This is a genomic window from Arthrobacter sp. LAR12-1-1.1 (assembly GCF_040676555.1).
GTDB lineage: Bacteria > Actinomycetota > Actinomycetes > Actinomycetales > Micrococcaceae > Arthrobacter.
Window position 1 is genome coordinate 200,827 of sequence record NZ_JBEGIG010000056.1, and the last position, 21,253, is coordinate 222,079.

Here is a 21,253-nt window from a genome sequence, read left to right on the forward strand (position 1 = left end):
GTCTTCGCCTTTTGGCCACGCCTCTATTGGTCAAGCGATATTGTTCATCCGAATTGCACGGCCGCGCGAATGCGTTTACGGCAGGGCCCGGATCCGCGCCAGGCGCGCCGGGCAATAACCGCCGGACCCGGCCGGCTAACGCACCAGGGTGCGCAGCAGACGTGCACTCTGCCGGACGGACAGCCCGGGAAGATACGCGCGGCTCAGGGCCCGGCCCATCGCGGGCAATTGCAGCGGATCCTGGTAATAGAGGTAAAGCGTGCGGTAGTCCGGTTTGAAGCGCGACTTGAACGTTGCCAGCGAGCGGAAGCCATAGATGGGTTCCAGGGCCCGGCCCACCACGTCCAGGATCCCGGCCAGTCCCTCAGGCCCGGCATCGCCGCCCCCGGCAGCGGCTCCGGCAGGACTCTCGGCAGTGTCTCCAGCGGGATCCACAGCAGCGTCCCCGGCGTCGCTGCGCCGGGCCGCGTCGTCTGCGGCACGGTCCTTCGCCAGCGGCGAGCCGGAAAGGGAGATGACCTCGACCGTGCGCTTGAGTTCCAGCACGGCGGAGGCAATGAGGAACTCCATGACGCCAGGGAACGCGTCTCCGCGCCGGCGCATGAAGTCCAGGGTCCAGCTCACCAGCTGTCCGTCCTGGTACACCGGCAGCCAGCTCGTGACACCCTGCACGTGTCCGGCGGCGTCCACCGCCAGGCAGCACAGCACTTCGTCGTCGTCGAGCTCGTCGATGCCGCCGAGCGTGAAGCCCATCTCCGGCACGTGCTTTTGCGCCGCCCATTCCTCGGAGACCCCGCTCAGCTGGGCCCGCAGCGGGGCCGGGAATTCGCTGTAGCGCCCCCACACGGCTTCGACGCCGGTCTTCGCGGCACGGTTCAGCGCGGTGCGGACGTTCTGCCATTCCTTGCCCTTGAACTCGAGTTCCCGCACGGCGAGCCTGGTTTCCTGGGCCACGGCCACCCGGCGGAACCCGCGGGCCCGGAGCATCGGCCACAGGTCGGCCGTGCAGGAGTAGAAACACGGGATCAGGGCGTGCTCGGCGCAATAGCGCATGAAACCCGCCGCGGTCTCCTCATGGAGGGCAGCGGGTCCGAAGGGGCCCGCCAGCGTCAGGGCCACGTTGCCGTGTTGCTGGTAGGCCACCCCGCCGCGACGGTCCGGCGTGAACCAGTATTTGTTCGGTTCCCAGAGCGCCATCCAGGACAGCGAGTCTCCGCCCTGGCGGATGAGGTCACGGGCCGTGTCCCGGTCCCCGAAGCCGACGTCGGTACTGTTCATCCCGGTACCGTGCAGCCGCCGCCGCAGGACCAGCCAGACCGCGGCCAGGGCCACTCCCCAGAAGATGATGCCGGCATAGGCGAACAGAAAGGACTCGACGGCGTACCGGTTCTGGAAGAGCCTGCTGTAGGCGCCGGGAATGGGCAGCGGCAGGTACTGCCGGGCGAGTTCCGCGGCGAGGCCCAGCACTCCCCCGTCGCGGTCCATCCCGCCGGCCGCCAGCCACGCGACCGCGTAGGCTCCGGCGAGCCCCAGCCACGTCCCGCCTACCACGATGCCCAGGATCCCCCGGGCCCGCGGTGCCGTCTCCACCCGGAACTGCCGGCGGTTCAGCCAGAGCAGCACAACGAGCAGCAGCGGAACGGCCACGAGCGGAAGGACGTGGACGAAGCCGGAGCCCATCACGGCCGTGTGCGGCCGGTTGGGATAGTGCGGAATGCGGGCGAACAGGGCGAGGTACACGGCGGCCAGGGCTGTAACGCCGAGCTGGACGATGATGGCGATCCGCAGGGCCAGGCGGCGGCCGTGCCGCATGCCGTCCGCGCAGATCAACAGCAGGACCACCGGGACCACCGCCAGCGCGAGGCCCAGCGGACCGGCGAATCCGGCCCGGCCGGCCTCCAGGCAGCTGACATCAACCGTCCCGCCGCAGTTTTCCTCCAGCTGGCTCAGTGTGGGCAGCGGGTTCAGCACGACGTCGCGCAACAAGGCCAGGGGCCCGGTGGGGCTGCTGACAGCTGCCGTGAGGATCGGTCCCACCGCGAAGATGGCGACCGTGAGCGCCAACAGGTTGCGCGTTTCGCGGCCCGTCGAACGGTGGCGGTGCAGGGTCCCCCGGTCGCCCTGGATCCACCAGCCAGCGGCCAGGCCGGCGAGGGCACCGGCGAGCCCCACCACCGTCTCCGGATGCCCGACGTAGAGCACCAGCAGCAGCGACGCGGACACGACGGCGGTCCGCAGCCGCCGTTGCCACAAAGTGGGCAGCAGCCCGCTGGCGGCCAGGGCCACGGCAAGGACGGCGGCGTAGGGGCCGATCAGCCGGGCATTGACCATGAGGCCGAGCCAGCCGTCGCCGATATACCGGGCCAGCTGGGTGATCAGCAGGAACACGGTCACAGCCGCGAACTGGCCCGCAAAGAAGAATACGGCTGTCCGCAGCGTCCCCAGATGCCGTTCAGCGAGGCCCAGAAGCAGGAGGATCATCAGTGATGCGGCGAGGTAGGCCAGCAGATTGGTGGCGAAGAACAGTGACGTGAACAGGGACCACCAGTGACCCGCCCTCAGCCCCGGAGCGTTGACGGAGGCGATGGGCAGCAGGGCGTTCGGCGGCCCGGACAGGAAGCTGCCCGTGACGGCACCGACGGCCAGGAAGGTCGCGAGGACCGCCAGGGTGAACGGTACGGCGCGGAAGTGCGCCAGCGTCTGGCGCATCCCCTGCCGCCAGACGTCCAGCAACGGCGGGCCTTCCGGGCCCGGGCCCGCCGCGGTCCGCGTGCTGCCGTTTTTGGTCTGGCTCATGGCGAGATCCCCCAGCGCCGGGCCAGGAAGTCCAGGCCGCCGGGCAGGCCGTTGGATGCTGTGTCCCAGGAGTGCCCCGCGTTGGCGATCCGGTGTGTTTCGACCGTGAACCCGGCGCGGCGTGCCGCGTCGGAGAGCACGTCCATGTAGCCGGTGAACTCCGGGTCGTGGTCTCCTGCGGCGAAGTACACGCCGTGGCCGTCGAAGCGGTTTTCCGCCATGACGCGGAGCGGGGTCAGCCGGTCGAAGGCCTCGGCGTCGCCGCCGAAGGAGGCCTCGATGGTCTTGGCGCGCTCCTTCGCGAGGGCCGGCTCGTCCTCGCTGGAGAAGGCCAGCGCCGCGCCGTAGACGTCGGGATGCCGCGTCACCATCTGCATGGCACAGGTGCCGCCGAACGAGAAGCCGCCCGCGGCCCACTGCCGGGGGTTCGGGTCGACGTCGAGCGTGCGGTTGATCCAGTCCGGCACATCCCGCGCCAGGAAGGTGTCCGCCTGGGCAATCCGGCTGTCGAGGCACAGTGTGTTTGCCGTCGGCGAGCCGTTGGGATCGACCACCACCGCCACGGGCGCCACCCCGCCGTGCTGCGCAGCGAACCGGTCCAGCCGGATCCGGAGCGCGCCGCCGGTCAGCCAGTCGGCGGGGCTGCCCGGCTGGCCGGAAAAAAGGACCAGCACCGGCAACGCGGGCCGGGGGGAACTCTGGTAGGCCGGCGGGAGATAGACGTAGGCGTCCCGGCTCTGGAAGCCGGAGATCCTGCCGGGGATGACCGCCTTGCGGATGACGCCGTCGGGAAGGTGGGCAGGTGCCTGCCAGTGGGCGAGCCCGGTGGAGGCCGGGCCGCCGGCCGCGCGCGTCAGGCCGGCCTCGAGCGGCTTGATCCGGGCTACTGCCGTTCCGGTGAGATCGCCGACGGTGTGGTTCAGGCCGAAGTAGATGTTGATCTGTACAGCGGCAAGCGCGAGGACGGCCAGAAAGGCGGCCGTGGCTGCGGCGCCTGAACGCCAAGGTTTGGTGCGGCTGCGTCCGCGGACCCGGAGACCGAACAGGCACATGATCCACAGGAGCAGGGCGCCGACGCCAACTTGGGACCAGACGAGGGTCTCCCCAGGCAGTTCGGCGGGGAAGACCGTGATGGCGTAGATCAGGAACCAGTGCACGGCCGCGACGAGCAATGCGGCGAGCAGGGTCACGGCAGCGACGACGACGGCCGCACCGGGCAGGCGACGCCTGATGTGCCCAGAAGCGGTGTGCCGGAAACCCGGATACCGGAAGGCGGCGTGCCAGAGGAGGTAGGCCAGGCCTGCCGCACCGGCGGCCCACGCAAGCCACACCACCGGGCCGTCGACCAGGCGGAGGCTGTCAAGGTAGTCCACCGGGGCTAGCGCCAGGTGCCGACGCCGATGACCGGTCCGGCCTCAAGCCAGGATGACAACCCTGTGTAGGCATCGAAGCGCATCGCGAGAAGAACCTGCCGCCCCTCGTAGCGGAGCTCCACGATCACGGCGTCGGGCTGGACCTTGAGGAGCTCGGATTCGGTGGGCTTGCGCCGGCCAAGGAGCTCCAGCGAGCTGCGCCGGAAGGTGTGCTTGGGACGGACGCTGAGTGAGACCAGGCGGAACCACTCGAGGTCGTTGTCCTGATAACGACAAACCCCCATCTGCCAGCTTTTTCCAGCCGTGCAGATGGAGGCGTCCACCGTGCCGAGGGCGCGCCGCAGATTGAAGCGGCGCACCCCCATGAGGCACAGTGCAAATACCAGCAACGCAAACGCAGTTGCCAGGACGATGAACGGCAAACCAATACTGTTCATCAAGGTCGTGCTAGCGGATCCCCGCAGTAGCCGCTTCGCCCATTTGGGCGTTGTCAGCAACAATGACCACCCTGTTGTTGTCAACGGAGAAGAATCCCCCGTCGACGGCTACAGAGATGCGGTCACCGGACACCGGCTCGATTGCCAGCTCACCTTCGGCCAGAATCGCCAGCAGGGGCGAGTGGCCGGGCAGGATTCCGATTTCACCATCGCTGGTGCGGGCCTTGACCATCTTGGCCGCTCCGGACCACACGAAGTGATCCGCTGCGACAATCTCAACCTCAAGCTCAGCCATATTACTTGGTCTGTTCCTGGATCTTGGCCCACTGGCGCTCGACGTCGTCCAGGCCGCCGACGTTGAAGAACGCCTGCTCTGCAACGTGGTCAAGTTCGCCGTCGCAGATCGCGGTGAAGCCTTCAACAGTGTCCTTGATGGATACTGTGGAGCCCTCGACGCCGGTGAACTGCTTGGCGGTGTAGGTGTTCTGCGAGAGGAACTGCTGGATGCGGCGTGCACGCGACACGACGATCTTGTCTTCTTCAGAGAGTTCGTCAACGCCGAGGATGGCGATGATGTCCTGAAGTTCCTTGTTCTTCTGCAGGATCTGCTTGACGCGAACGGCCGTGTTGTAGTGGGCCTGTCCGATGTACTGCGGATCCAGGATCCGGGAGGTCGACGTCAGCGGGTCAACGGCCGGGTACAGACCACGGGAGGCGATTTCACGGGAAAGTTCCGTGGTCGCGTCGAGGTGTGCGAAGGTCGTGGCCGGAGCCGGGTCGGTGTAGTCATCTGCGGGAACGTAGATGGCCTGCATCGAGGTGATGGAGTGGCCCTTGGTGGACGTGATGCGCTCCTGGAGGAGACCCATCTCGTCGGCCAGGTTGGGCTGGTAGCCCACAGCCGACGGCATGCGGCCGAGGAGGGTGGAAACCTCGGAGCCTGCCTGGGTGAAGCGGAAGATGTTGTCGATGAAGAGCAGCACGTCCTGGTTCTGCACATCGCGGAAGTACTCCGCCATGGTCAGGGCGGACAGTGCCACGCGCAGACGCGTTCCCGGCGGCTCATCCATCTGGCCGAATACAAGGGCGGTGTCCTTCAGGACGCCGGCCTCTTCCATTTCGACCCAGAGGTCGTTACCTTCACGGGTACGCTCGCCGACACCGGCGAACACCGAGGTGCCACCGAAGTTGCGGGCAACACGGGTGATCATTTCCTGGATCAGCACGGTCTTGCCGACGCCGGCACCACCGAACAGACCGATCTTGCCACCCTTGATGTACGGGGTGAGGAGGTCGATCACCTTGATGCCGGTCTCCAGCATCTCGGTGGAGCCTTCCAGGGTCGCGAAGGCGGGAGCCTTGCGGTGGATCGGCCAGTAGTCGGAAGCCTGGATCTCGGACTCGTCGACGTCCAGCGGCTTGCCCAGCACGTTGAAGATGTGACCCTTGACGCCGTCGCCCACGGGCACGGTGATCGGGCCGCCGGTGTCTACAACGTTGGTACCGCGGACAAGTCCGTCGGTGGCCTGGAGGGAGATAGCACGGATGAGGTTGTCGCCCAGGTGCAGGGCAACCTCGAACGTGACGGTTCGGGTCTCACCGTTGAGAGTGATCTCGGTGGTGAGTGCGTTGTAAATCGAGGGGATTGCGTCAGCCGGGAATTCGACGTCGACAACCGGGCCAATAACACGTGCAATACGACCGGTAGCACCGGACGTTGCGGCTACGTGATCGGTAGCAGTGGCAGTCATCTCTCTCACTTCACTCAGTAGATGGCGTGGGGTTAAGTTTATTCTTTGGTGCAGGTACAGCTGGATCCGGGCTCGTGCTGGCTAGGACGCGGACAACGCGTCGGCACCGGCAACGATTTCGGAAAGCTCCTGCGTAATTTCAGCCTGGCGGGCAGTGTTGCGCAGACGCGTGTACTTCTTGATGAGATCCGTCGCGTTGTCGCCGGCGGACTTCATCGCGCGCTGGCGGGCTGCGAGCTCGGAAGCTGCTGCCTGCAACATGGCGGCGAAGATACGTGATTCGATGTAGCGCGGCAGCAGGGCATCGAGGACCTGCTCCGTTTCCGGCTCGAATTCGTAGAGGGGAAGCAGGTCCGATTCGGACGCGGCTTTCTCTTCGACGACCTCGAGCGGCAGCAGACGAACGACCGTCGGCTCCTGGGTCACCATCGACTTGAAGCGGGTGTAAACGACGTGGATTTCGTCGACGCCGCCCTCTTCGTAGGCGGTAGCGAAATCAGCCAGCAATGCTTCGCTGACTTCCCGCGCGGTCGCAAACTCCGGTGCATCCGTGTTGCCGGTCCATACGCGAGCGTATTCACGGTTCCGGAAGTCGAAGTACGCCTGCGCCTTGCGGCCGACCAGGAACGTCTTGACTTCCTTGCCTTCCGCGTGGAGCAGCTCATTGAGGCCTTCGGCCTGCTTGAGGATGCTCGCCGAGTAAGACCCCGCGAGGCCACGGTCCGAGGTGATAACCAGGACGGCGGCCCGGCGGATCTGCGCCGGCTCGGTGACCAGGGGGTGGTCGATTTCGCTCTGGCTTGCGACAGCAGAAACGGCACGCGTGATCGCGTTCGCGTAAGGCAGTGAAGCTGCTACGCGTGCGCGGGCCTTGCCGATGCGCGAGGTAGCGATCAGTTCCATCGCCTTGAAGATCTTGCGCATCGACGTCGTCGAGCTGATCTTCTGGCGGTAGACCCGGATCTGGGCTCCCATACTTATCCTTTCCTAAGATCCCGATGGCCGGGACTGCCGAAACCCGTGCGGGTCCCGGCAGTCCCTGCCAGCGAAACTAGCGCTTCTGCTTGACGATTTTTTCCTGGTCGACCTGATCCTCGCCGATGGGGGCGTGCTCCTCGTGCCCCGCACCGACCAGGAGGTTGTCTCCCTCGCCGAAGAAGCCCTTCTTGAAGTCCACGATTGCGGTCTTCAGCGCTTCAGCGGTGTCATCGTCCATGACGTTGGTCTGGGCCAGCGTCGTCAGGATGGAGGACTTGTGCTTGAGGTGCTCCAGGAACTCGGTCTCGAAGCGGTTGATGTCTTCAACCGGAACCTCGTCGAGGTGGCCGTTGGTGCCGGCCCAGATGGAGACAACCTGGTTCTCGATCGGGAACGGCGAGTACTGGCCCTGCTTGAGCAGTTCCATCAGGCGTGCACCACGGGTCAGCTGCTGGCGCGATGCGGCGTCGAGGTCCGAGGCAAACATGGCGAAGGCCTGCATGTCGCGGTACTGGGCCAGTTCCAGCTTCAAGGTACCGGAGACCTTCTTCATGGACTTGACCTGGGCGGCGCCACCAACACGGGAGACGGACACACCGACGTCCACAGCGGGGCGCTGGTTGGCGTTGAAGAGGTCCGACTGCAGGAAGATCTGGCCATCGGTGATGGAGATGACGTTGGTCGGGATGTAGGCGGACACGTCGTTCGCCTTGGTCTCGATCAGCGGCAGGCCGGTCATCGAGCCTGCACCGAGCTCATCGGAGAGCTTGGCACAACGCTCCAGCAGGCGGGAGTGCAAGTAGAAGACGTCGCCCGGGTAGGCTTCGCGTCCCGGCGGGCGGCGGAGCAGCAGTGACACTGCACGGTAGGCCTCGGCCTGCTTCGACAGGTCATCGAACACGATAAGGACGTGCTTGCCGCCGTACATCCAGTGCTGGCCGATAGCCGAGCCGGCGTACGGTGCCAGGTACTTGAAGCCTGCGGGGTCAGACGCGGGGGAAGCCACGATCGTGGTGTATTCCAGTGCGCCGTTGTCTTCCAGGGTCTGGCGGACAGCCGCGATCGTGGATGCCTTCTGGCCGATGGCTACATAGATGCAGCGCACCTGCTTGGTGACATCGCCGGAAGCCCAGTTGGCCTTCTGGTTGATGATCGTGTCGATGGCAATGGCGGACTTGCCGGTCTGGCGGTCACCGATGATCAGCTGACGCTGGCCGCGGCCGATCGGGATCATGGCGTCGATAGCCTTGAGTCCGGTCTGCATCGGCTCGTGAACCGACTTACGCTGGGTCACGCCGGGTGCCTGAAGTTCCAGGGCACGGGTGGTCTCGGCCTTGATCTCGCCGAGGTCATCGATGGGCTGGCCCAGCGGGTCAACCACGCGGCCGAGGAAGGCGTCGCCAACCGGCACGGACAGAACCTGTCCGGTGCGGTGGACTTCCTGGCCTTCTTCGATTCCGGTGAAGTCACCGAGGATGATGACGCCGATCTCGCGGACGTCGAGGTTCTGGGCCAGGCCCAGGGTGCCGTCTTCGAAGCGAAGCAGCTCGTTCGCCATGACCGAGGGAAGGCCCTCAACACGACAGATGCCGTCACCTGCGGTTGTTACACGGCCGACCTCTACGCGCTCTGCGTTTCCGGGTTCGTAGGACGCCGCGAACTCGTTCAACGCATTACGGACGTCGTCGGCGTTGATGGTCAATTCGGCCATCTGCAGTCCCTGCTCTCCTGTTTTCGTGATCATCGTTGCTCACGATGACCGGGGTTTCTTGTCGTTAGGTTTGTGCTTGTCCGGCTTAGCTAAGCAAGCTGACGCTGGAGCTGGCCCAGGCGGCCGGCGACCGAAGCGTCAACCACTTCGTCACCTACCTGGATCCGGATGCCACCGATCAGTGCCGGGTCAACGTTCATGTTGATCTTGAGCTCGCGCCCGTAAAGGGCGTTCAGCCCGGTCTGCAGACGGCTGGTCTGTGTCTCCGACAGCGGACGGGTGACGTTGACCGTTGCAATCCAGCGCTGCTGGCGCTTGGCGGCAAGCTCGGCGAAACGGCGAACCAGCCTGGTGACCTTGAGCCCGCGCGGAGCCGTGACGGCCTGTCCGATCAGGACTTTCGCTTCCTCGCTCGCACCAGGTACGAGCTTCTCGGCGAGGGTCACCTTGGCGGCCGGGCTGGCCTGCGGCTCGGACAGAGCACGCTGGACCTCGTGGCTGGACTCAACGGCCTGGTTGAAGGAGAACAGATCGTTCTCCAGCGATTCAAGTCCGGTGAGCCCGGAGGCAGAGACGGCCGACTTGTTCTCGGCAACAGCGATGACCACCGAAGCGGCAAGAGTCTCGAGTGCATCGCCGATATCCCGTGCCGATGCCCAGCGGGAGCTGGCCAGTCCGGCCGCGATTTCAACAGCGTCAGCGGATACTTTCCCGCTGAAGAGCTGCTTGACCAGCGCCGACTTTTCGTCACCGCTGCGGGACGGGTCAGTCAGGGCGCGGCGCAAGCCTGCCGAGCTGTCCACCGTTCCCAGGATTCCGAAGAGTTCCTTTGCCAACTGCAGCGACGCGGTGGGAAGCTTGGCCTCCAGTGCCGCCAGCGCAGCGGCCAGCGATTCGCTCGATACACCTGCCATTACTTAGCTACACCCGCGTTCTGGTTCTCCAGATCTGCCAGGAAGCGGTCCACCACTCGGGCCGACCGTGCATCGTCGCTCAGAGCCTCGCCGACAATGCGGCTCGCCAGCGTCGTGGCCAGCGTGCCGACCTCCGCGCGGAGCGACACAACGGCCGCCTGGCGCTCGGATTCGATCTGCGTGTGGGCCTGCGCGGTGATGCGGGCAGACTCGGCAGCCGCCTTCTCCTTCAGCTCTGCAAGGATCTGGGCGCCTTCGGCGCGTGCTTCCTCGCGGATGCGGTTGGCTTCGGTGCGGGCTTCCGTGAGCTGCTGCTTGTACTCTTCGAGTGCTGCGGAGGCTTCGGCCTGGGCCTTTTCGGCCTTGGCGATGCCGCCCTCAATGGCCTCGGCCCGCTCTGCAAAGGTCTTCTCGAACATCGGGACAACGTACTTGACCACGATGAACATGAGGAGAGCAAAGCCGGCGAAGACGACAAGCATCTCCCAAGGATTGGGAACGAGGGGGTTAGTACCGCCTTCGGTGGCGGCTGAGATGATCGCTTGATTCATATTTCACCCGTCCTTATCTACTCGGTTCTGGATTTTCGGTTGTTCTGTTTACTTGAGAACGAACGCGAAGACCAGGCCAAGGATGGCGAGGGCTTCAGTCAGCGCAAGGCCGAGGAATGCGATCGGCTGCAGGACGCGCTGGGCTTCCGGCTGACGTGCCACGCCGTTGATGTAGGCAGCGAACACGAGACCCACACCGATACCACCGCCGATGGCGGAGAGGCCGTAGCCGACGAGGTTGAGGGAGCCGTTGATGGAGCCTTCCATTTTTTGTTCCTTTCAAGATGCCACCCATGTGGCAGGTTGTTTGGTTTGCTTCATCCCCTAGAGGGGAAGACTATGTTGTGCCTTTGGCGTTGTGCCCCTGGCGCAGCGCCTTTTGGCGTTGTGCCTAGTGGCTGTCGGCGTGGAGCGCGCCCTCGATGTAAATCGCGGTCAGCAGCGTGAACACGTAGGCCTGCAGCACCATGATCAGTGCTTCGAGCATGTACATGGCGATGGCGCCGCCAAGGACGAGTACGGACGCGCCCTTGAGGAGAACGCTTTCCTGCATCACGAGGAATTCGATGCCCGCACCGGAGATCATCACGATCAAGTGGCCGGCCAGCATGGTGGCGAACAGACGGAGGCTGTGCGTGACCGGGCGGACCAGGAAGTTGGAGATGATCTCGATCGGGACGACGATCGGGAGGATGTAGAACGGCACACCGGAAGGAACCGTCGCGAGCTTGAAGTACTTCAGGCCGTTCCGCTTGATGCCGATGCCGATCCAGGTGACATACACGATCGCTGCCATCACGTAGGCTCCGCCGACGTGCGAGAAGGTCGGAAGCTGGATCAGCGGGATTGCACCGTAGATGTTGTTCACGAGGATGAAGAAGAACAGGCTGAACAGCAGCGGGACATACTTCATGAAGTCCCGGCCGCCGATAATGTCCTTGGCGATGCCGTTGCGGACGAAGCTATAGGCGGCCTCGCCTGCGAACTGCAGCTTGCCGGGAACGAGCTGCTGCTTCCGCGCAGCGATCACAAAGAATGTAGCGATAATGACAACCGACAGGATTACCAGCAGCATCTGCTTGGAAAATCCTTCGGCCGCACCCCAGGGGATGATAGCCGGCAGGTGAAGTTCTTCAATTCCAGGAGGCGTGAAGGTTCCTGAATCTTGGGCCGGGAGCGCAAGCGCGATCAACGCGTTTCCTCTCTGCAGTGTCCATCATTGGGCGTTGGGCGGGGACCGGCGACATTGGTGCCCGCCTCTCCCCCTGTAAAATTATTTGGCATTACTGTTCCTCGTCCTGGGACGGGCCACGTGCAGCATTGCCGTCACCAGCTGAAGTTCTGTTACTGGTGAGGCCGTGCATATGAGAAAGATAGAACCCTCCCGCAGCTCCAAGCAGAGCGCCTGCGAGCACAATCCAGCGGGTTCCCCACAGATTATCCAGTCCCCACCCTATCAAACTCCAGACGATGATTCCGCCAACAATGTAGCTGAAGACGGCGATCCCGGCGTTGTATCCGCCGTCGCTGCCATCCGTCGATACACCGGGGGCACCGGCTGTAGTTTTAGGTGTTTTGACTGACTTGTTATTTGGTATGCGTCCGGCTTTGCGGCTAAACATCGGTGCCGTCTTTTCGGGTTTCGGGGTCGTTGTAAATCTGGAGCCTCGCCTTGCTGAAACCGTAAATTTCGGCAGCCTGCCAAAGCACCACGGTCACGACGGCGCCGATCAGGAACCAGCGGCCGTGCAGCCAGGCCGGAGCCCCGATGACGAAGAGGACCACGGCAAAGCCGACAACCTTGACGAAGTACGTCGCGACGAACAGTCCGATCGCTCCGGAGGGGTTGTTGCGGCCGACAAAGTGGCCCACCGCCAGGCTGATGGCGAAGAACGCCATCACCAGCGCTCCCCCGAAGAGGGCGGACCAGAACCCCAGGGCGCCGTTGAAGATGAATGCGGCGATGCCGGTCAGCACCAGGGCGGCGGCGGAGACTGCGGAGCTCATGGCCAGCAGTCTGAGCCACAGGGATTTTGTGGGGCCAGAGACGCCAACGGGTCCGTTGCCGGAAGCGGGTCCCGGTTCGGCGTTGGAGGTCATGAGATCCCAATCGTCGCTGGCGTGAGGCTGGTCAAGGTGGGCGGCGAAGCACCGCCACTGAATTCTACATTAGATAGAAATTATTCGGTAAAGCGCGTCAGAGCAGGATCCTCCTGCATGCCGGGCTACTCGGGAGTGCGGGCCATCTGCCGCGGTCCCCGCTGGCGCAGGTACGGCCAGGCAGTCACCACGGCCATGATCGCCGCGGCGGCCAGATCGACGGCGAGGACTATGTGCCAGGGGAAAATCGCGAAGGCGAGCCCGCCGAAGGCAAGGATGCAGGTCCACAAGTACATCAGCACGACGGCGCCGCGGTGCGAGTATCCGATGTCCAGGAGTTTGTGGTGCAGGTGTCCGCGGTCCGCAGACCACGGCGAACGGCCCAGTGCGGTTCGCCGCACAACCGCCAGGCCCAGGTCCAGCAGCGGCAGGAACAGTACTGCGAACGGCAACAGGATGGGGATGACGGTGGGGATACCGTTGGCCCGGTCGTAGAGGCCGGAGCTGATCTGGCCGGTGGAGACGACGCCGGCCGAGGCCATCAGCAGGCCGATCAGCATGGCCCCGGAATCGCCCATGAAGATCTTCGAGGGAAACCAGTTGTGCGGCAGGAAGCCGACGCAGCTGCCGACCACCACGGCGGTCAGGAGTGTGGCCAGGTCCGAGCGGTCGAGCAAGACGGCCGTGCGGTGGACCCAGTAGGCCGTGAGGAAGAACGCCGCTCCCCCGATAATCGCCACGCCTGCGGCGAGGCCGTCCAGGCCATCGATGAAGTTGAAAGCGTTCATCGTGGTCACGATCAGCCCGGCGGTCAGCACGATGCTCACGGCTTCGTTCTCAATCACGAACGGCTCCGGGATGAACGGGATGACCGTCATCCGGACTCCCCAGATGGCCACGACCAGCGCGGCGGCGCTTTGGCCAATCAGTTTGACCCACCACCGAAGATCCAGCAGGTCGTCCGCCATGCCAACCAGCACGATCACGGCGGCCCCAGCCAGGATTCCCCACGGTGCCGTGTTGTTCCGGAAGATGTCCTTGACGAAGAACGAATTGCTCGCCATGACCAAGGCCACCAGGACCCCCGCGAAGATGCCCAGGCCGCCGAGCCGGGAGATCGGGGTGGAATGCATGTCGCGGCTGCGGATCGGGGAATACAACTCGAGCTTGTTGCCCACCAGACGGGCACCCCAAGTCGCCGTGTAGCTCACGATCGCTGCCGTCAGCATCATGAGCAGGTACATGATCACGGGAAGACCACCAACCCGGTACCGTCAGTACCGTCAGCGCAGGCAACCCACGCCGGCACGTTCCGCAGCAGCGGACACACCAGTGAGTTGCGGAAATGGGGTGGATTCAATTGCCGTGGAACTGTCTTTCGAAAAATGAAACTTCTCCGTCGCCGTGCGCAGGGCAGGCAGTGCGTAGTGCCTGACAGGGCTGTATTACAGTGGACTCTAGTCAAGATACTAATGCCAACGGCCACCTGTCTTCGCGTCACACGGCCCTCCGCCGGCGGGAAAACCACTGACGGTCGTGATGAAAGGACCCCGCGATGACCCCCTCGGTTGCAGTCGCTGCCGTGACGTTTGACCGTCCCAGGGAGCTGGCGGTCCTGATGGACGCCATCAACAACCAGACCGCTCCGGTGCGGTCCATTTGCCTCGTCGACAGCGGCACCGTGCCTTCGAAGGAAGTTGCCGAGCGGCACGCCAACGTGGACTATGTCCGGTCCGAGGCGAACCTTGGCGGTGCCGGCGGGTTCTCGCTGGCCATCCTCAAGGCCGTGGCCAGCGGGGCTGACTGGATCTGGATGATGGACGACGACGCCGAGCCGGCAGACCCCGAATGCCTTGCCACGCTGCTGCGCGAGGCGCAGGAACGCGGCCTGGACGCCGTGGTCCCGCTCGTGGTGGCCCCCGGCCACCCCGACCAGCTGTCCTTTTTCTTCCGGCTCAATGGCAAGGTCACGCATGAGCGTGCGGAGGTGGAAAAGGTCGGGTTCCTGCCCGACGACGGACACTTCTTTAACGGCGCCCTGATCCGTTCCGATGTCTTCTTCAAAGTCGGCCTGCCGGACATGCGCCTGTTCATCCGCGGCGACGAGGTGGACTTCACGCTGAGGCTCAGGAAGGCCGGGATCCGTTTCGGCACCGTCACCACTGCCGCCATCACGCACCCGCACGCGTTCGCCGAAACCAAGCACGTCTTCGGTGCGCGGTGGCATGTGATCGTTCCGGATTCGGCCTTCAAGCGCTACTTCTACTACCGGAACCGCGGCTACATGATCCGCCGGCACTTCCGGGTCAAGTCATTCATCGCGGATGTGGGCGGCTACCTCGGCTACTTCCTGCGCAGCGGCGACTTCCGCGGGCTCGCGGACTGGTTCCGCGCCTTTTCCGCCGGGCTCCGCGGGAAGGGCTTCGGTCCGCTGGAGGACCAGAAGTTCTAGCCCGCCGCGCCGCAGGCGCTAGGGGTGCTGCCCCTAGGGCTGCCGGCGCAGGCGTCGGCGCAGCAGCAGCCCCAGCAGCACCCAGGGCTCGCCGAACACCCGGTAGGCCACCCGCTGCGGGTGGAGCATAAGCCGCCAGGCCCACTCAAGCCCGAGCCGGCCGATCCAGCGCGGTGCCAGCTTCTGCACCCCGGCAATCTGCTCGATTGCGCCGCCGACGGCGCAGTAGATGGCCGGCGGGAGCGCGGCAAGCCGGCGGGCCAGGACCTGTTCCTGCAGCGGCATCCCAAGGCCCAGGAGCACAAGCTGCGGGCGCAGCCCGTTAAGCCATTCGACCGCTGTTTCCTCAACATCCCTGTTCCAGCCTTCGCCGGGCATGCCGTCGACTCTGGCCCCGGGGACGATCTCGCGCAGCTTTGCCACGGCGCCGGCGTTGGCCACGGCGCCTGCGCCGATGACCGCGATGCGCTCCAAGCCCGCGACATTTCCCAGCGCCGGAATCCAATCGGTCGACCCCAGCCGGTAATCCATCACCGGTTCCCTGCCGTCGTGCTCTTCGCCGGTCTTGGCCCAGAGCCAGAGCACCGGCGCGCCATCGATCAGCACCACGTCGCTGCGGTCGTAGAAAGACCGGAACGCCGGATCGGAGTGCAGCAGCGTCACGCTGTGCAGGTTGTGCCCCACCACGATCCGGGTGCGGCCGTCGGCCACGAAGGTGCTGAGGACCGCGGTCAGCTCGGACACCGTCACGGGGGTCGCTTCGACGTCGAGGAACGGGACGTGCTGGCGCTGAAGCGTCATGCGGAACCGGGCTCAGGCGCGGCGGGCTCCGGCGCAGCGGACCCGGGCACAGCATCACCCTTGGGCGCGGCGTCGCCCTCGGGCGCAGCGTCGTTATCCGGAGCAACGTCAGCAGCGTCCACGGCATCGGGGGCGTTGCCGTCGACGTCGAGCAGCCCGGGAACCACACCGCGGAGGCGTTCGAGGCTGATTGCACCCTGTCGAACTACGCGCAACGGCAGGGCCGTCGCGTCCACAATGGTCGAGGAGAGGGCCTCGGCACCCTCGGCGGGCCGGGGTCCGCCCTCAAGGTAGACCTCCACGGATTCCGCCAGCTGGGCCTCGGCGTCCGCGGCGGTCTGCGCCGCTGCGTGCCCGGTGCGGTTCGCGGAGGACACAGCAAGGGGCCCGGTGAGCGTCAGCAGGTCCTGGGCGATCTCGTCGGCCGGGATCCGCAGGGCGACAGTCCCCTTGGTCTCGCCAAGGTCCCAGTCCAGTGACGGCTGGGCGTGCAGGATCAGGGTCAGGCCACCGGGCCAGAACGTCTCGGCCAGCTGACGCGCCTCGGCCGGAACGTCCGTGGCGAGGCCATCGAGGGCGTTCAGCCTGGGGATCAGCACGGGCGGCGGCATCTTCCGGCTCCGGCCCTTGGACGCGAGCAGCAGGGTCACGGCAAGGGGTGAAAAGGCGTCGGCGGCAATGCCGTAGACCGTGTCCGTGGGGAAAACCACGCACTTGTTCTCCCGGATGGCCCGTTGGGCGTGTTCAAGTCCCGCGGCGCGCTGCTCAGCTGCCGTGCAATCGTAGCTAGTCGTCACTGGCCTATTCTTTCATCACTTGTGACACGAAATTTTTGAGGCGTCAGGTCTGGCAGTGTCTGCTCTGACGCGTCTGCTTTGACTATGTCAGTTCTGACGGTGTCAGGACGGCGCTGGTGGCACGGTCCTTGCCGTTGAGGTCGCGGTGCGTGCTCACCTCGGAGAACACCCCGGTGCGGTTGAGCATCGCGGCGATCCATTCCGACTGGACTTCGGCGTGCTCCATCACGAAGTAGCCGCCGGGGACAAGCAGCCGGGCAGCCGAGGCGGCCGCCGCCGTCGGAAGTTCCATCCCGTCCGCTCCCCCGCCGTAGAGCGCCTCGGGCGGGTCGTGCAGCGCCACTTCGGGTTCGTTCGGGATCGCTTCGGCCGGAATGTAGGGCGGGTTGGAGACGACGACGTCGAAGGTGCCATTATGTTCGCCCAGTGCGTCGCGCAGATCGCCGCGGATGAGGTGGACGCCCAGGGAAGCCAGGTTTTTCGCCGCCCAGGCGTGTGCGAATTCGCTGTACTCCACCGCGTGCACTTCCGCGCCGGGAACCTCGTATGCGATCGATCCTGCGATCGCGCCGGATCCGGTGCCCAGGTCCACCACTTTCGGGTGCGCCAACCCGTCCCTGTCCTTGAGCCAGTCCAGCACCAGCTGCACCACGGATTCGGTTTCCGGCCGCGGGATGAACACGCCGGGGCCGACGGCGAGTTCGAGGTAGCGGAAGTGCGCCACGCCGGTGATGTGCTGCAGCGGGATCCGCTGCGCCCGCTCGGCCACGAGGTCGGCATAGCCCTCCGGCGCCGGCGAGTCGCCGAGCATCAACGCGCGCAGCCGGCCGAGCCCGACGCCGAGCAGGTGCTCGGCCAGGAGCTCGGCATCCACGCGCGGGCTGGGCACGCCGGCCGCCGCGAGAACCGCCGTCGCCTCGCTGACGGCCTCCGCGAGGCTCGGACCATCGCCTGCTGTCATCACGAGTGACCCGCGCCTATTCGCCGATTGCGTCGAGCCGGGACTGCTCGTCCAGTTCGATGGCCGACTGGATCACCGGTTCCAGGTCGCCGTTCATGACCTGGTCCAGGTTGTAGGCCTTGTAACCGGTGCGGTGGTCCGCGATCCGGTTTTCCGGGTAGTTGTAGGTGCGGATGCGCTCGGAGCGGTCCATGGTGCGGATCTGCGACTTGCGCTGCGCCGAGTTTTCGGCGTCGATCAGCTCCTGCTGGTGTGCCAGGATGCGGGCACGCAGCACGCGCATGCCGGCCTCACGGTTCTGCAGCTGCGACTTCTCGTTCTGCATGGCGACGACGATTCCGGTGGGAAGGTGGGTGATGCGCACAGCGGAGTCGGTGGTGTTGACCGACTGCCCGCCGGGACCTGAGGAGCGGTAGACGTCGATCTTGAGATCGTTCTGGTTGATCTCTAGTTCCTCGGGCTCGTCCACTTCGGGCAGCACCAGCACACCGGCGGCCGAAGTGTGGATGCGGCCCTGGGATTCGGTGACGGGGACACGCTGCACCCGGTGCACGCCGCCCTCGAACTTGAGGCGGGCGTACACGCCCTCGGCCGGATCGTTCGAGTTGCCCTTGACGGCCATCTGGACGTCCTTGTAGCCGCCAAGGTCCGATTCGGTGGCGGAGATGATCTCGGTCTTCCAGCCGCGGGATTCCGCATAACGGCTGTACATCCGCAGGAGGTCCGCGGCGAACAGCGCAGCCTCGTCGCCGCCTTCGCCGCCCTTGACCTCGAGGATCACGTTGCGGGCATCGTCAGGGTCGCGCGGGATCAGCAGCCGGCGCAGCCTGGCCGCCGCCGTCTCCAGCGCAGCCTCCAGCTCGGGTACCTCGGCCGCGAACTCGGGGTCCTCGTCCGCCATTTCCTTGGCAGCCGCCAGGTCGTCGCTGATGGCTTCCCAGCGGTGGTAAGCCTCCACAATGCCGTTCAGCTGGGCAGAACGCCGCCCCAACTTGCGGGCCAGCCGCTGGTCGGCGTAGACAGCAGGATCCCCCAGCTGGGCCTGGATGGAGTCGTGCTCATCCAGCAGGCCCTGTACGGACTCAAACATTTTCAAACCTCTTTCGACTCTCTCAAGTCTAGTAACGCGATAGAGAAGGTGTGCAAGCAGCGAAGCCGTTCGGTTTTCTGCCGCCCCGGGAGTGCGATCGATGACTCCCAACCTTCGCAAGCTCAGGTCGGGGCCCTCGTCATCTCCCTTTCGGGCCTGCTGGCGTAGCGATGCATTCGCCGCGCGGGTTTTCCGCCCCGGGAGTGGCATCGGGCCTGCCGGAGCGTGGAGGCGCCGATCCGTCAGGATCGAGCCTCCACGCGAAGGGGCGGGGGCGGAAAACCCGCGCGGCGAACCACGCGAGGAATCCGCTCCCCGCCCCTACTTAGCTACTTGTCGTTATCGGACTTCGCACCAAGCGTCGTCTTCTGCACCTGCATGAGGAACTCGACGTTGCTCTGGGTCTCCCGGATCTTGTTGGTCAGCAGCTCAAGGCTCTGCTGCGTTTCGAGTCCGGACAGGACGCGGCGCAGCTTCCACATGATCTTGACTTCCTCGGGGGAAAGCAGGTTTTCCTCACGGCGGGTACCGGACGCGTTGACGTCCACGGCCGGGAAGATGCGCTTGTCCGCGAGCTGGCGGGACAGGCGCAGTTCCATGTTGCCGGTGCCCTTGAACTCTTCGAAGATGACCTCGTCCATCTTGGAGCCGGTCTCGACGAGCGCGGTGGCCAGGATGGTCAGCGAGCCGCCGTTTTCGATGTTGCGGGCTGCACCGAAGAAGCGCTTCGGCGGGTACAGCGCGGCGGAGTCCACACCACCGGACAGGATGCGGCCTGAAGCCGGGGCTGCCAGGTTGTAGGCACGGCCCAGGCGGGTCATGGAGTCCAGGAGCACCACAACGTCCATACCCATTTCCACGAGGCGCTTGGCGCGTTCGATGGAGAGCTCGGCCACGGTCGTGTGGTCGTCGGCGGGACGGTCGAAGGTGGAGGCAATGACCTCGCCCTTGACGGTGCGCTGCATGTCCGTGACTTCTTCGGGACGTTCGTCAACAAGCACCATCATGAGGTGGACCTCAGGATTGTTGGTGGTGATGGCGTTGGCGATGGACTGCAGGATGAGCGTCTTGCCGGCCTTCGGCGGCGAAACGATCAGGCCGCGCTGGCCCTTGCCGATCGGGGCCACGAGGTCGATGACGCGGGGGCCGATCTTCTTCGGGTCCGTCTCGAGGCGCAGGCGCTCGGAGGGGTACAGCGGGACGAGCTTCGCGAATTCGACGCGGTCCTTGAGTTCTTCCGGCGTCTTGCCGTTCACCGAGGTGACGCGGACCAGGGCGTTGAACTTCTGGCGGGCGGACTGCTGGCTGCGGTCCTCACCTTCGCGGGGTGCACGGATGGCACCGACACAGGCGTCGCCCTTGCGCAGGTTGTACTTCTTGACCTGGGCGAGCGAGACGTAGACGTCGTTCGGGCCCGGCAGGTAACCGGAAGTGCGGATGAACGCGTAGTTCTCCAGCACGTCGAGGATACCGGCGACCGGCAGGAGGACATCGTCCTCGGTGACCTCGACGTCGTCGACATCCGGTCCCTGCTGACGTCCGCGGCGGCGGTCGTTGCGGTCGCGGAAGCGGTCGTTGCGCGAGGAGTTGTCGCGGCTGTCCTGCTGGCCGCCCTGGCGGTCACCGCGGTCGTTGCGGTCACGACGGTTGCGGCGGTTCCGGCGGCTTCCGCCGTCGATATCATCGCTGTCGCGGGTGTTGTCGCGGCTGCCGGCGGTTTCGTCGCGGCCGCCACGGGTGCGGGTGTCGCGGCGCTGGCCGTCTTCGCTGGCCGGCTCGCGCTGTTCGCGCTGGTCAGTGCGCTGTTCTGTGCGCTGCTCGCGCTGTTCAGTGCGCTGTTCTGTGCGCTGTTCACGCTGCTCGGCGGCGGGCTGTTCGGCCTGGGCCTCGACGGCGTTCTGCCCACCGGCCTCGGTGGCCTGGGCTGCGGCTTCGCCGCGGCGGCGGTTGCGGGTGCGCGGCTGCCTCGTGCGGTCGCCGGATTCCGTCCCGGAAACGGCCGTGCCGGAGTCGGTGGAAACCGCGGGGGCTTCTACCGGGGCAGCGGCGGGTGCCTCAGCGGCGGGCGCGGTGACGACTCCGTCGCTGCCTGCACGGCGGCTGCGGCCGCGGCGGGCGCGGGGGCTTTCCTGGGCCGGGGCCTCCTCGGCGGCTGGCGCCGTGGCGGGCGCAGCTACCGGGGCGGCTGCGTGGGCAACGGTGCCGTTGTCACTCGCCTTTTCGGCAGCGCGGGCCGGAGCCTTGCTTACCGGGGTGCCTGCGCGGTGAGCGGAAATGGCCGTAACCAGATCGCCCTTGCGCATGCGGGAACCGCCGGAGATGCCCAGCTGGCTGGCGAGGGCCTGGAGTTGGGCGAGCTTGAGGCCTGCAAGGCCGCTGCTCTTGGCGGGTGCTGCCGTTGATTCGGCAGCAGAAGATGTATCCACAGCCGGAGACAGCTCAGTGGTTTCGGTCACGAAGGATCCTTCCCCCTCGACGGCGTCCAGGCTAAGAGCTGGACGCGGTGATTTGATCTGGGCTGCAGTTCAGATCTGCAGCCGG

20 protein-coding genes are annotated in these 21,253 nt (G+C 65.5%); 1 reads left to right on the forward strand and 19 read right to left on the reverse strand.

Going from position 1 to position 21,253, the window contains the following annotated elements; genetic code table 11:
* Window positions 1–135 precede the first annotated feature (135 nt).
* From MRBLAR12_RS20865 to MRBLAR12_RS20930, 14 genes are all read right to left on the reverse strand, one after another.
* Complete coding sequence (locus MRBLAR12_RS20865) at window positions 136–2,796, reverse strand: bifunctional lysylphosphatidylglycerol flippase/synthetase MprF (RefSeq protein WP_414645554.1); 2,661 nt, start codon at window positions 2,794–2,796, stop codon at window positions 136–138.
* The gene (locus tag MRBLAR12_RS20870) at window positions 2,793–4,169 is read right to left on the reverse strand and encodes an alpha/beta hydrolase (RefSeq protein WP_229995285.1); all 1,377 of its coding nucleotides are present in this window, start codon (window positions 4,167–4,169) and stop codon (window positions 2,793–2,795) included. The genes MRBLAR12_RS20865 and MRBLAR12_RS20870 overlap by 4 nt, the downstream gene beginning before the upstream one ends.
* 5 nt (window positions 4,170–4,174) lie before the next feature.
* On the reverse strand, window positions 4,175–4,606 hold the full coding sequence (locus tag MRBLAR12_RS20875; RefSeq protein WP_229995284.1) for a DUF2550 domain-containing protein: 432 nt from the start codon (window positions 4,604–4,606) through the stop codon (window positions 4,175–4,177).
* A gap of 10 nt (window positions 4,607–4,616) precedes the next feature.
* On the reverse strand, window positions 4,617–4,901 hold the full coding sequence (locus tag MRBLAR12_RS20880; RefSeq protein WP_090581408.1) for a F0F1 ATP synthase subunit epsilon: 285 nt from the start codon (window positions 4,899–4,901) through the stop codon (window positions 4,617–4,619).
* Window position 4,902: 1 nt separating this feature from the next.
* Entirely contained in the window at window positions 4,903–6,357 is a 1,455-nt protein-coding gene (gene atpD / locus MRBLAR12_RS20885; RefSeq protein WP_090581405.1) for a F0F1 ATP synthase subunit beta, read from the reverse strand.
* An 81-nt stretch (window positions 6,358–6,438) separates the two neighbouring features.
* On the reverse strand, window positions 6,439–7,332 hold the full coding sequence (locus MRBLAR12_RS20890) for a F0F1 ATP synthase subunit gamma (protein WP_229995283.1): 894 nt from the start codon (window positions 7,330–7,332) through the stop codon (window positions 6,439–6,441).
* Window positions 7,333–7,408: 76 nt separating this feature from the next.
* A complete protein-coding gene (gene atpA / locus MRBLAR12_RS20895) occupies window positions 7,409–9,046 on the reverse strand; it encodes a F0F1 ATP synthase subunit alpha (RefSeq protein WP_229995288.1) in 1,638 nt (545 codons plus the stop codon).
* Window positions 9,047–9,135: 89 nt separating this feature from the next.
* Window positions 9,136–9,960 carry a F0F1 ATP synthase subunit delta gene (locus MRBLAR12_RS20900; RefSeq protein ID WP_229995282.1) on the reverse strand — a complete coding sequence of 275 codons (825 nt, stop codon included), beginning with the start codon at window positions 9,958–9,960 and terminating at the stop codon, window positions 9,136–9,138.
* Window positions 9,960–10,511 (reverse strand): F0F1 ATP synthase subunit B, encoded by a 552-nt coding sequence (locus MRBLAR12_RS20905; RefSeq protein ID WP_028276066.1) that lies wholly within the window; start codon window positions 10,509–10,511, stop codon window positions 9,960–9,962. The genes MRBLAR12_RS20900 and MRBLAR12_RS20905 overlap by 1 nt, the downstream gene beginning before the upstream one ends.
* A 48-nt stretch (window positions 10,512–10,559) precedes the next feature.
* On the reverse strand, window positions 10,560–10,778 hold the full coding sequence (gene atpE / locus MRBLAR12_RS20910) for an ATP synthase F0 subunit C (protein ID WP_028276067.1): 219 nt from the start codon (window positions 10,776–10,778) through the stop codon (window positions 10,560–10,562).
* 124 nt (window positions 10,779–10,902) lie between these two features.
* Window positions 10,903–11,703, reverse strand: a complete 801-nt coding sequence (gene atpB / locus MRBLAR12_RS20915; protein WP_229995281.1) for a F0F1 ATP synthase subunit A — start codon at window positions 11,701–11,703, stop codon at window positions 10,903–10,905.
* A gap of 91 nt (window positions 11,704–11,794) precedes the next feature.
* Complete coding sequence (locus tag MRBLAR12_RS20920) at window positions 11,795–12,133, reverse strand: hypothetical protein (protein WP_229995280.1); 339 nt, start codon at window positions 12,131–12,133, stop codon at window positions 11,795–11,797.
* Window positions 12,126–12,611 carry a hypothetical protein gene (locus MRBLAR12_RS20925; RefSeq protein ID WP_229995279.1) on the reverse strand — a complete coding sequence of 162 codons (486 nt, stop codon included), beginning with the start codon at window positions 12,609–12,611 and terminating at the stop codon, window positions 12,126–12,128. The genes MRBLAR12_RS20920 and MRBLAR12_RS20925 overlap by 8 nt, the downstream gene beginning before the upstream one ends.
* A gap of 125 nt (window positions 12,612–12,736) precedes the next feature.
* Entirely contained in the window at window positions 12,737–13,861 is a 1,125-nt protein-coding gene (locus MRBLAR12_RS20930) for an MraY family glycosyltransferase (RefSeq protein WP_229995278.1), read from the reverse strand.
* Between the two features lie 305 nt (window positions 13,862–14,166).
* Between MRBLAR12_RS20930 and MRBLAR12_RS20935 the strand changes: the two genes are divergently transcribed.
* Window positions 14,167–15,063, forward strand: coding sequence for a glycosyltransferase (locus tag MRBLAR12_RS20935; RefSeq protein WP_229995277.1), 897 nt, complete (start codon window positions 14,167–14,169; stop codon window positions 15,061–15,063).
* 33 nt (window positions 15,064–15,096) lie between these two features.
* On the opposite strand, the gene MRBLAR12_RS20940 is transcribed toward MRBLAR12_RS20935, so the two are convergent.
* The 5 genes from MRBLAR12_RS20940 to rho form a co-directional block, all read right to left on the reverse strand.
* Entirely contained in the window at window positions 15,097–15,864 is a 768-nt protein-coding gene (locus MRBLAR12_RS20940; protein ID WP_229995276.1) for a WecB/TagA/CpsF family glycosyltransferase, read from the reverse strand.
* A complete protein-coding gene (locus tag MRBLAR12_RS20945) occupies window positions 15,861–16,661 on the reverse strand; it encodes an L-threonylcarbamoyladenylate synthase (RefSeq protein ID WP_229995275.1) in 801 nt (266 codons plus the stop codon). The genes MRBLAR12_RS20940 and MRBLAR12_RS20945 overlap by 4 nt, the downstream gene beginning before the upstream one ends.
* Window positions 16,662–16,743: 82 nt before the next feature.
* Window positions 16,744–17,622: a peptide chain release factor N(5)-glutamine methyltransferase gene (prmC, locus tag MRBLAR12_RS20950; RefSeq protein ID WP_229995274.1), complete on the reverse strand. Its 879-nt coding sequence runs from the start codon at window positions 17,620–17,622 to the stop codon at window positions 16,744–16,746.
* 16 nt (window positions 17,623–17,638) lie between these two features.
* Window positions 17,639–18,712: a peptide chain release factor 1 gene (gene prfA / locus MRBLAR12_RS20955; protein ID WP_229995273.1), complete on the reverse strand. Its 1,074-nt coding sequence runs from the start codon at window positions 18,710–18,712 to the stop codon at window positions 17,639–17,641.
* A 329-nt stretch (window positions 18,713–19,041) separates the two neighbouring features.
* Entirely contained in the window at window positions 19,042–21,168 is a 2,127-nt protein-coding gene (gene rho / locus MRBLAR12_RS20960; protein WP_364748113.1) for a transcription termination factor Rho, read from the reverse strand.
* Window positions 21,169–21,253 lie beyond the last annotated feature (85 nt).